We start from the raw sequence: 11,808 nt of genomic DNA, 5'->3' as shown, positions 1-11,808 counted from the left end.
TTTACAAAAATCATTATACACGATTTTCTGTCATTGTCAATCATTTTCTATCATTTTCTTTCAAAAAAATAAAAAAACTAGCAGAATCTACGCTTCCACTAGTTTCTCAATCATTTTTTTCATCATGTCCATTTCTTCTGGACGGCCAATAGATAGGCGAATATGCCCTTCTAATTTACCTGTTGGATAATATTTGAAATTCCAATCCTGTGCCAAGGCTTGCTGATAAAATTCTTCTGCCCACGGTGCTTTAAACGTTACAAAACTAGCCTGACTAGGAAGAACTTGACAGTTATCTAACCCTTGCAAGAATAAAATCATTTCTTCTCGCAAATTCTGAATTACTCCCACCGTTTCTAAAACTTTGTCTGTATAATTCAATGCAACAGCTGCCATTTTTGCAGTCAAGTTTGACAAGCTGAATGGGGGAATGACCTTGTCCAATTCATAAATTAACTCTTCACTTCCTACCGCAAAGCCAACTCGTAAACCTGCAAGTCCAAAAGCCTTTGATAAGGTCCGTAAAACTAAAACATTGTCAAATTGTTGTAGACGACTGATGAAGCTTTCGACATTTGCAAATTCAATATAAGCCTCATCTACAACGAGTAACCCTTTAAAAGAAATAGCCAATTTCTCCAAATCTTCTAGCGAATAAGCTACTGAAGAAGGATTGTTAGGATTGGAAAGCATGATTATCTTCGCCTTCAACTCCTCTGCACGCGCCAACAATTTCTCTACTGGCAGGACAAGTGTATCGTTTTTTGCTTCCAAATCAATGGCTTCAAAACGACTACCGTGCATGTGATTATAGGTTTCATACATGAAGAAGTCTGGATTGACAGTCAAAAAAGTATCATCCTTTTCCATAAAGGTGGAAACAATCATGTGAATAAGGTGATCAGAGCCCACACCTACTGTTACTTGTCTGGGATTCACTCCAAGATAGGCCGCATATTTCTCAATCAGCTCGGAGTAAGTGTTATCACCATAAAAACTTAATTGACTGACATCCAAATTTTCCAAGGTCTCTTGTGGCAAAAAGGACCAATCAATGATACGATTTTCGTTATTTCCTAAATCAAATCTTGCCTTTTGTTTGATTTTATAAGGTTGGTAATGTTCAAATACCTTGCGTTTCATCATTTCTCCTTCTAGCAAGAAAAACACAGTCTAATCAACTGTGTCTTCTGCCTTGATTTTTTCAAAAATAGTTAACTCTTCAGCTGTAAAGTTGTAGTTTTCTAACAAGTCTGGACGACGTTGATAGGTTTTGCGTAGACTCTCTTCCAAACGCCATTTACGAATATTTTCATGGTGACCGCTCATTAATACATCTGGAACTACCATTCCACGATACTCGTATGGTCGGGTGTATTGAGGATATTCCAATAGCCCTGATGAAAAACTATCATCCGTATGACTGACTTCCTTGCCAATAACCTCTGGAATCAGGCGAACGGTAGCATCAATCATGGTCATAGCTGCCAACTCTCCACCTGTCAGAACATAGTCTCCGAGAGAGATTTCATCTGTTACCAAGGTCTTAATCCGCTCATCATATCCTTCATAGTGACCGCAAATGAAAATCAGCTGCTCTTCCTGTGCCAATTCTTCGGCATAGGCCTGATTGAAAGTACGCCCAGCGGGATCCAATAGGATAACACGTGGCTTGGTTTGTTCAATGCTATCCATGGTATCAAAAATTGGCTGGGCACGGAGCAACATGCCTTGTCCTCCACCATAGGGTTCATCGTCCACATGGCGAGCCTTTTCAGCATTCTCTCGGAAATTGTGGTAGTTGATTTCTAGCAAACCCTTGTCACGCGCCTTACCCACAATAGAGTGTTCTAGAGGTGCAAACATCTCAGGGAAGAGGGTCAAAATATCAATTCTCATCGTCTAGGCCCTCGAGCAATTCCACATCGACACGGTTATTTGGAATATCAATGTTCAAGACAACAGGTGGAATATATGGCAAGAGCAGGTCTTTCTTACCTTTTCGTTTCACCACCCAGACATCATTGGCACCTGGCTGTAAGATTTCCTTGATTTGTCCGATCAGAATATCATTCTCATAGACATCCAAGCCGATAATTTCATGGTAATAAAACTCACCATCTTCAAGGTCGGTCAAGTTTTCCTCGGCAATTTTCAAACTAAAGCCCTTGTACTTTTCAATATCGTTGATATGGTACATGCCCTTAAACTTGATAATATCAAAGTTCTTAGCCTTACGGTGACTAGCAATTTCCACTTCCATGACAAACTGATCCTTGTCATCAAAAAGTGCAAGCTTTGCCCCTTTTTTAAAACGTTCTTCTGCAAAATCGGTCACAGACAAAACACGCATTTCCCCTTGTAGGCCTTGCGTGTTAACAATCTTTCCTACGTTAAAATAATTCATAATTTCTCCATTTGATTTTCTATCCTTTTATTTTAACATGAGCAAGATATTTTCACAAGAGAGAAAAAGCCGGATGCCTCCGACTTTCATAGTTAATTTATTTCACGGACAAATGGGAATGAGCTATTTTGATCAAGCGCAAATTAAGAGCTATTCCGCAGACAAAAATCCCTGAAATAAGACCGATCCAATAGGCTTCTGGACCCATTTGGATAAATCTTTCAAGCAAGAATGCGACTGGGAAGGTCATGGACCAATAGGCAACCAAACCAAGTATAAATGGAACAGTCGTATCCTTGTAACCACGTAAAATCCCCTGAATAGGTGCTGTAAAGGCATCTGCTAACTGGAACATGAGGGCAAAGCTCAGGAAATGCGAGGTCAGACGGATAAATTCTGCGTCATTACCATAAAGGTAGGCAACTTTGGAGCGGAAAAAATATAGGAAAGTTAGCGTCAAACCTGCAAAACCAAGTGCAACCAAGCGTCCCAGACGGCTGTAGGCTTTCACATCCTGTGGTCGTTTAGCCCCTACTTCATAAGCAATGACAATAGCTAGGGCTGAAGAAACTGAGGCAGGAAAGGCATATAATAATGTCGCAAAGTTCATAGCTGACTGGTGGGCTGCTATAATCTGTGCTGAAAATTTTGCCATGTAGAGTCCTACTACTGCAAAAATTGCTACTTCTGCAAAGACTTGTAATCCGATGGGAAGACCGATTTTCAAGCCTTCCTTCAATAAAGAAAGGTCAATCGGACTCCACCGCCAAATCTGATAAGAAGAAATAGTCTTATTTTTGCACATGACAAGGACAATTACGAGTAACACGGCCCAGTAAGCTAAAGCAGTACCCAATCCAGCTCCAGCTCCGCCCAGGGCCGGTAGGCCCATTTTCCCATAAATTAAGAGATAGTTAAAGAGGCTGTTAAATGGGACAAGGAGCAACATGAGGTACATGGATAGCTGAGTCAAGCCGAGGGCGTCGAAAAAAGAGCGACAGACACTAAAGAGCAAGAGGGGCAGAATGCCAATGGAAATAAAATAGAGGTACTGCCGACCAACTTGAAAAACAGATTCATCAAGTCCAAACTGAGCCAAGGCGGGAACAGCGATAAATAGGACCGAGCACAAGAGTAAAATGGTTAATCCAATGGCCAGATAGACAAACTGATGAAACTCCTCACGAATCTTATCTCTTTCACCTTTTCCTAAATATTGAGCGATGATTGGGACCAATGCAGATACAATCCCTGTTAGAAATGAAAAAAGCGGATTCCAAAGACTTGTTGCCATGGAAACACCTGCCAAATCCATAGTACTATACTGACCAGTCATCATGGTATCGATAAAGGATGCGGAGTAATTAGCAAATTGGTAAATTAAAATGGGCAAAAATATTTTGATAAAGAGCCAGAGCTTCTCTTTGTTATTTCTTGTTTGGTACATACTTATTCTCTTTCAATTTTATATAAATATTGTAACAAGAAAAGGACCTGCATTGCAAGTCCTCTTTGACTAGATAGAGTCACCATTCCAGATAGAGTTTTTCACGATAACATAGTCCACATGCTTCAAGCTGGTAATGTCACGTCCTCCTGCATAAGAAATAGATGACTGCAAATCTTGCTCCATTTCAACCAGAGTATCTTTTAAATGTCCTTTGGCAGGGAGTAAGATTTTCTTGCCTTCTACGTTTTTATAGGCACCTTTTTGGTATTCAGATGCTGAACCGTAGTACTCTTTGAATTTCTCACCATCAACTTCAATTGTTTTACCTGGGCTTTCAATGTGACCGGCAAAGAGCGAACCAATCATGACCATGCTTGCACCGAAGCGGATGGATTTGGCAATATCTCCGTGGGTACGAATACCACCGTCCGCAATAATTGGTTTACGGGCAGCTTTTGCGCACCAACGAAGGGCAGCCAACTGCCAACCACCTGTACCAAAACCAGTCTTAACCTTTGTAATACATACTTTACCTGGACCAATACCAACTTTTGTCGCATCTGCACCAGCATTTTCTAGTTCACGAACTGCTTCTGGAGTACCGACATTACCTGCAATGACGAACGTCTCAGGCAGTTCTTTCTTGATATGTTGAATCATCTTGATAACACTTTCTGCATGGCCATGAGCAATATCAATGGTGATAAACTCAGGAGCATCAGCTTTCAAGCTAGTCACAAACTCATATTCATATTCTTTTACGCCAACAGAGATAGAAGCAATCAAACCTTGCTCGTGCATGCGTTTGATAAATGGAATACGACCAGCTTCATCGAAACGATGCATGATGTAGAAATACCCTTCTTTGGCAAGCATTTCTGCTACATCTTCATCAATAATAGTCTGCATATTAGCTGGAACAACTGGTAATTTAAAGCTATATTTCCCAAGAGTCACTGTTGTATCTGCCTCGGAACGGCTATTGATGATACATTTATTTGGAATGAGCTGAATATCTTCGTAGTCAAAAACTGGAGTTTCGTTGAACATGCTTCTACCTCTTTTTCTTAACATTGGAACAGAAAAACGGTTTGTTTTTCGTATTTTTTCCTTATTACAAGATATAGTATAGCTTATTGTTTGTGTTTTGTCAATAAAAAAGAAACCTATCTAGACAATATTCGGATATATCACTTTTTAGGATTGTTTATAAAATATAACATTCGTATAATTCTTTTCTGAGTTACTATTCTTATAAAATTTAAAAAAATGTTCAGAATTTACTCAAACAATTTTACATAAAAACTAAAAAAATCTTCAAAAACAGAAGATTTTTTAGTCAAATTCATATAATTGTGGGAATTTTTCGCATTCAGGGTTCTTAGGATGGCAAACCTCACGACCAAAATAAATCATAGCTTGATGAGCAGGGAGCCAGAGTTCAGGAGGTAAGACTTCCATGACTCGTTTTTCTGTTTCCAGGGGTGTAGCCGATTTTTTGACAATATCGTGGTGTTTACAAATCCGTCCCACGTGGGTATCAACTGCGAAGGCGGGAATTCCGAAACCGACACTTAAAACAACATTGGCCGTTTTTCTTCCCACTCCTGCCAAGGCTTCTAATTCCTCACGAGTTTGAGGAACAATGCCGTTATGCCGTTCCATCAACTGCTGGGCACAGTCTTTTAAAAACTTTGCCTTGTTTCGGTACAAACCCAAACGAGAAATATAAGGCTCAATATCCTTCACTTCTGCTGCCGCCATGGCTTGGGGCGTAGGGAAAGCTGCGAACAAACCAGGTGTTGCCTTATTCACCGCAGCATCTGTAGTTTGAGCAGATAAGAGCACTGCACATACCAACTCAAAGTGATTTCGAAAGTCCAAGCTAGGCTTAGCATCAGGATATAGAGCGATGATTTCTTCAATAACTTTTCTTGCACGTTTTTTTGATAATACCATGAATTCATTATAGCATGAAAACTTGGATTTATCTAAAATCTGGATTGTCATAAACCTCATTCCTCGTGGTATAATAAGAAGAAAAGGGGGAATATGTATGGACTTACAAGAACTCTGTAGAAAGGTCATTCAAGCAAGGCCACGCAACAGCCATAAGGGAAGCTATGGTCGAGTCTTGCTGATTGGTGGACTGTATCCCTATGGTGGAGCGATTATCATGGCCGCACTAGCAACCGTCAACAGTGGAGCAGGCTTGGTAACTGTTGCTACTGAAAAAGATAACATACCAGCCTTACATAGTCATCTGCCTGAAGCCATGGCATTTTCATTTGACGATCAAGCCTTGCTGATAAGCAGCTTAGAAAATGCTGACTTGGTATTGATTGGTCCAGGTTTTGGGGAAAATAGCAGAGCTGAACAGTTATTGGACTTTGTTTTTGAACATTTATCTGACCAGCAGATTTTAGTTCTTGACGGCTCAGCCCTTACCTTAGTCGCAAAGCAAAACAGAAAGAACTTCCCGTGTAAACAAGTCATCCTGACACCCCACCAGAAAGAATGGGAACGGTTATCAGCCATTCCGGTTGCTGACCAAACAAGCCAAAGAAATCTTGAAGCCCTGCAATCTTTTCAAGAAAATACAATCCTTGTAGCTAAAAGTTCTGCTACTCAAATCCTAAAAAACCAGCCAAACCAAGTCACCCCAATTGGAGCTGGTGGTCCCTACCAAGCAACAGGAGGTATGGGAGATACTCTTGCAGGTATGATTGCAGGATTTGCTGTACAATTTCCCCATGTTCAACTATATGAAAGAATCCTTGTAGCAACCTACCTCCACTCCTATATTGCTGACCAACTGGCTCAAGATTATTATCTTGTAAAGCCAACTGATATCTCAAGAAACATCCAAAAGACAATGCTTCAATTTCAAACACAAACAACCGCCTAATCAATGATTAAGCGGTCTTTTATATAACAAACTCGTGATTAAAGCCTGACAAATGGTAGAAAATGATACTCAATGCAAATCAAAAGTTGCCTAGGAAACGAAGCCGAAGATAGAACTGGAGTTCATCAAGGCAAGTTGACAACGGATAATTTTGATTTTCGAAGAGTATGACTATATTTTCTTAGACTTCTTCTTTATGACGTCGTTTGCTTACCAACAGAGTCCCTAGCCCAATAATGACACCAAGAACAAGATAGTATCTCGTATCATTTTCTCCAGTATTTGGTAGTTGAGTCACCTGTTTTTCTTGATTAGGGCTAGATAGACTAGCTTGCAAAGTGACTGGACGAGGTAAAGTTGGTTGAGGGTTTGGCTTCTGACCTATCGGTACATGCCCTGAATTCCCAGTATCTTTTACAGGAGGTGCCTGTACATCAACTTTTTCTGAGTCTATAGGTGGAGGCGTTACAGTGCCTTCATCTTTTTTGTCAGTGGCAGTATTTGCTGGCTCTTTGGCATCATTTGTTGAAGTAGCAACACCATCCAGTTCTGCCTGAGCGCTTGTCAGAACGGCTAGAGCTTGATCGACACTTGCTTGGCTTGCAGATTCATCAGCTAGAATCGCTTTCGCTGCTTCAACTGCCTGGTCATAAGCTTGTTTCACGTTTTCAGATGCATTGAGATACTTAGCATCTGTCGCTTTTAATACGGAAGAAACGGATACTGCGCTACGAAGGGCTGAAATATCAGTCTTTTGACCATCTAAGCCGGCTTTCGCTGCTAACAAGTCCGCCAACGCTTGGTTGACAACTGCCTGTGTTACATTCTCTTGGTTCAATACAAGTTGTGCTGAACGAACAGCTGTATCATAGGCAATTTGTTTGGTATTTTCAGCATTGTAATAAATAAAGTTTGCCTGAGTCGGTGTGTAGTTTGATACTTCAGCAATTAGTTTTTCCTTATCGGTAGCCTGACCGTTTAACTGCTCTCTCGCTGCCACAAGACTGGCAACTGCTGAATCTACTTGTGTCTGATTGTGTTTGTTGGCATATACTGCATTGGCATCTTCTAATGCTTTAGCATAGGCAGTTTGAAGTTCTGGACTAGCATTGTAATAACGCGCTGTTTCTTCAAGTCCTGCAAGTTCAGCAATCAGTTCTTTCAAAGCAACTTTATTAATCAAGGTTAATTTCTTAACATTTGACTGGTTTGCAAGTACTGCTACGTCTAATTCTTCCAAAAATTCATAGCCTTCTGGGAGGGTTGGAAGGATAGTGTAGGTACCAACTGGTACAAATTTACCATAATCAGTCTTAGAATATTTAGCATTTGGTAGCTGAATAGTCTGACCATCAGCAGTTACCAGTTGGATGGTTGAACCAGAAGGTAGTAATGCATCAATATCTACCAGCAAGTTGGCCTTATCTTTCAAAGTCACATAGAAATTCACCTCAGCAATGCTATTTTCTTCCGAAATCGTCACGACTGCTTTTGTTTCACCTGCTAGGCTTGACCACTCTGTATCATATAGGAATAAATCAAAGGTGTAAGTACCAAATGGTAGCTTGAGAACGCTAGTATCGCCGGCATATCGTGGTAATTCTGCAACAATCTTGCCTGTTTCATCGGTGACTGAGTAAGAGAAAAGTATTGGTACAGGACTATTTGTGTCTTTATCAAGAATATTGACAGTTACCAATCCTTTTTCATTGCCAATACTGATCAGATTCTCTACTTTTTCATAGCTGATGTTACCAGCATAATCCTCTACTGTGTAGTAGAATTTTGAAATATCTGCAAGATCAAGAGGCAATGTGAAGGAACCATCGTCATTTTGTGCCACAAATACCTTGTTATCAGAAACGGTTACATCACCATTTTCTAATAAGGAAGGAATAGTTGTCGTACCATTGGCATCTGCTACAAGATAGAATACTTGCTCGCGATATAGACCAGACTCTCCTTTTTCAATGGCTGGGCGAGGGTTAAATGTAAAGTTTGTTTCATCATAGGTTGCGGTCGTAATAACTGGTGATTGTCTATCAATGATAACATCGAAAATCATAGTTTGGACTGCTGCACCTGGAACTTCAGATGAGTAGGTCAAAACGTATTGATATTTACCATCTGCTAAAGTATTCCCCTCACTGTCTGTTCCATTCCATTCAGTAGGGTAAACAATGCTTGATTTTGGATTTTTAGGATTGCCACTATAGAAGTTTTTATTGCCTGACTGTGGTTGACTTTCCCAAAGTGGATTTCTGCGCTCAGTATCATCTGCAGCATAGACACTTGCGACTAAATTAGTATAATTTCTTAAGAATACACCTTTGAAGGCTAGAAAATCTTGGTTCTCATCCCCATTTGGTGAGATAGCCAAGTGAGGCTTACCAGATTCATCGAGCTCTAAAACAAAATACCCTGCTTTGTTTTTAAATGTTCCGAGGGTCTTGAGTGCAAAGTCAGAACGCTTGTTTGTAGAATAGATTAATTCTTTACTTCCTGTCACGAGACCTGTGTAGTGATGGCTAATATCAACCGCATCTAGCTGTGCTGCAACAGGTTCAAAGTAGAAGCCCCCTTTACCATCAGCAATAAGATTGTAAATCGGCTTTTCTAGAACGGCTAGATTTTGGAATTCCCCACGGAAACCAACGTATGGAATGCTGACAATATCACCGCCGTCGGCTACATCTGTAAATCGAACAAAACCTTCAAGATAGTAACCGTTTTTCATCAATCCTGTCAATTCTTCTGCAAAGCTTGATGCATCGACATTAATTGTAACAGTTGTACTTGAATTAGCTTTCACAGTCACCTTACCGCCAGCAATCTCTGCTAATAGACGTGGAGCCAAGGTGATCAATCCGTTTTGAACAGTATCCGTTGTTAACTGTGTTGAGTAGTTTAAAGTCTTATCTTCGTTTGTAATGTTATGAAGTGTGACCGTAAAGCTGAATGTATCCTCAACATTTCCCAAGGTAATGCTGCCATACCCATCTTCGCCAGTCAAATATAAACCTGTAGAAATAGCTGCCGCAGTATCAATAATACCCGCACCTTGTTGACGTGGTGAAGTGTAGGCATTCGTATCTTTGTTCACATGAGCTTTTGCAGTAGACATAAGCAAGTGTTTTACTAATGCTTCGATTTCTTGAGGAGACTTAGTTGGATAAGTTTCCTGTAAATATTGTTTTACTAATACAGCTACTCCCGCCACATGTGGAGAAGCCATACTTGTTCCCTGCATGTTGGCATAGTCATTATCATTAATCGCTGCATAAATAGCACCACCCGGAGCAGCTAAGTCTGGTTTTAGTTCGCCATCTGCTGATAGGCCCCAACTTGAAAAATCTGAAAGAAGACCTGCTTTGGGGTTAGGACGAATGTCTGTTTCATTATTGAACGCAATCTTATATGGCTTAGCCGCCAAAGCTTCACCGAATTCCAATGGAATGAAGATAGATGGAATTGCGGTAGCTGTATCATCCAGTTGCATGCTCACATTGGCTTCACCTGGGCGGCTATTGAAAATAACGACCCCTACTGCCCCTGCAGCTGTTGCATTGGCTATTTTTTCTGAGAAACTGATGGTTCCTCGTTTGATGAGCGCAAGTTTTCCAGTCAAATCTAAACCATCAAAATCCGAAGCCTGACCGATTCCTGCATAGACATATTCATATTCTTTCCCGATTTCAAATGGTACAGGACTTTTCTCTGGATTATCGAACGAACTCTTTCCGTAGTTCAAATCAGCATTATTTTCTAAGCCAATGATATTAATTACTTTACTGCCAACCGTTGTGTTATTGTAAGAAGCGACAGAAATTGCATCGCGAGCTGTTGAAGGAGCTCCGACCAAGCCATAATCTGGATAATCGGCTGACGGATTAGAATGACCTGAACCAAATGTTCCATCATTACCAGCGGCAATAACAACAGAAACACCTGCACGACGAGCAGCCTCGATTGCTGCAGTCACATTTTCATTCATGTTAACAACAGAGCCGTTAGCTCCTCCCAAGCTGAGGTTGATGCTATCGGCACCCAATTTTACAGCATCTTCAATCGCCTTTACGTACAATGCTGCGCCTGTTGTAGCTTTGAGATCTGAGAATACGCGCATAAACATGATTTGCGCTTCAGGAGCTACACCATACATTAATTGTCCAGCAACTGGTTGCGTCGGATTTCCTGTGGCAATGCTTGTCACGTGCATACCGTGTGAACGTTTATCTTCTTCTTTCAAGACAGTATTCACATCGACATAGTTATAACCAAATACAACCTTATCGTTAAACCATTCACCGTAGGTAATTCCTGCTGCCTTTTTAGCTGCTTCTATCTCTTTTTCTGATTTATATTTCGCAGTTGAGAGGTTTGAAATACGCAATATGTCGTGGTCAACATCAAGACCAGAGTCTATGATTGCAACTACTGTTCCTTCGCCTTTGTAACCACTGTCCCAAACTTTAGGTACTGTAATGATCGTATTACTATCAATGTTTTGTGGTTTCGCTTCTTCCTGATTAGTAATAGCAGTAGTCACATCTGCTGTGGAAAGCTTCTCCTCTTCTTCTACTTTTTTCTCTGAAGTAGCTGGAGTTTCTACAGCTGGTTGAGTTGCTTCTGTCTCTGCATTTGTGACATTTTCAAAAGCAGTTCTTCCCTCTCCATTATCTGTGGTGGTCACATCAGTTGGGTTAGCCTCCACAGAAGTGTCAACTAACTCCTCGACTACGGGAGTTTTTGAGGCTGATTCGCTTACGATTGCTTCAGGAACAGTTGTTTCCGCCTTAGTCTCTACAAGGCTTGTCAATTCATCTGCAGCTACCGATGGTGCACCTGCAAACAAAAAAACTGCACCCAAAAGAACAGACACAGTTCCAATTTTATACTTCCGAAGTGAGAAAGTTTCTTTCTTTTTCATAACTTTTCCTCCTAGTTTTTCTCCTTTATTATTGGCAAAGCCAATAAATATATTAAAACATAAAATTATCAGCATTGCAAGTATATTCTGAAAATTCAGTTATTTATTCAAAC

The 11,808-nt window shown here is 40.5% G+C and carries 8 protein-coding genes; 1 reads left to right on the top strand and 7 read right to left on the bottom strand.

Annotation, left to right across the window (positions count from 1 at the left end; all coding sequences use genetic code 11):
• Positions 1–87 precede the first annotated feature (87 nt).
• The 6 genes from ODU37_RS03875 to nth all read right to left on the bottom strand — a co-directional run bounded on the left by ODU37_RS03875 (position 88) and on the right by nth (position 5,816).
• Positions 88–1,143 (bottom strand): histidinol-phosphate transaminase, encoded by a 1,056-nt coding sequence (locus ODU37_RS03875; RefSeq protein WP_192872534.1) that lies wholly within the window; start codon positions 1,141–1,143, stop codon positions 88–90.
• Positions 1,144–1,173: 30 nt separating this feature from the next.
• Complete coding sequence (gene trmD, locus ODU37_RS03870) at positions 1,174–1,899, bottom strand: tRNA (guanosine(37)-N1)-methyltransferase TrmD (protein ID WP_002941457.1); 726 nt, start codon at positions 1,897–1,899, stop codon at positions 1,174–1,176.
• A complete protein-coding gene (rimM, locus tag ODU37_RS03865; protein WP_015646874.1) occupies positions 1,889–2,407 on the bottom strand; it encodes a ribosome maturation factor RimM in 519 nt (172 codons plus the stop codon). The genes trmD and rimM overlap by 11 nt, the downstream gene beginning before the upstream one ends.
• Before the next feature lie 97 nt (positions 2,408–2,504).
• On the bottom strand, positions 2,505–3,854 hold the full coding sequence (locus tag ODU37_RS03860; RefSeq protein ID WP_105105835.1) for an MATE family efflux transporter: 1,350 nt from the start codon (positions 3,852–3,854) through the stop codon (positions 2,505–2,507).
• A 69-nt stretch (positions 3,855–3,923) separates the two neighbouring features.
• A complete protein-coding gene (guaC, locus tag ODU37_RS03855) occupies positions 3,924–4,907 on the bottom strand; it encodes a GMP reductase (RefSeq protein ID WP_014637970.1) in 984 nt (327 codons plus the stop codon).
• 285 nt (positions 4,908–5,192) lie between these two features.
• Complete coding sequence (gene nth / locus ODU37_RS03850; protein ID WP_012775083.1) at positions 5,193–5,816, bottom strand: endonuclease III; 624 nt, start codon at positions 5,814–5,816, stop codon at positions 5,193–5,195.
• A gap of 97 nt (positions 5,817–5,913) precedes the next feature.
• Between nth and ODU37_RS03845 the strand changes: the two genes are divergently transcribed.
• Positions 5,914–6,765: an NAD(P)H-hydrate dehydratase gene (locus tag ODU37_RS03845; protein WP_249562387.1), complete on the top strand. Its 852-nt coding sequence runs from the start codon at positions 5,914–5,916 to the stop codon at positions 6,763–6,765.
• A gap of 181 nt (positions 6,766–6,946) precedes the next feature.
• Here ODU37_RS03845 and ODU37_RS03840 read toward each other — a convergent pair whose 3' ends face one another.
• Positions 6,947–11,695, bottom strand: coding sequence for a S8 family serine peptidase (locus ODU37_RS03840; protein WP_249562386.1), 4,749 nt, complete (start codon positions 11,693–11,695; stop codon positions 6,947–6,949).
• Positions 11,696–11,808: the final 113 nt, after the last annotated feature.

It is taken from the genome of Streptococcus sp. 2021WUSS109 (assembly GCF_044427305.1).
GTDB lineage: Bacteria > Bacillota > Bacilli > Lactobacillales > Streptococcaceae > Streptococcus > Streptococcus suis.
This window is presented reverse-complemented; position numbering and strand designations above follow the sequence as displayed.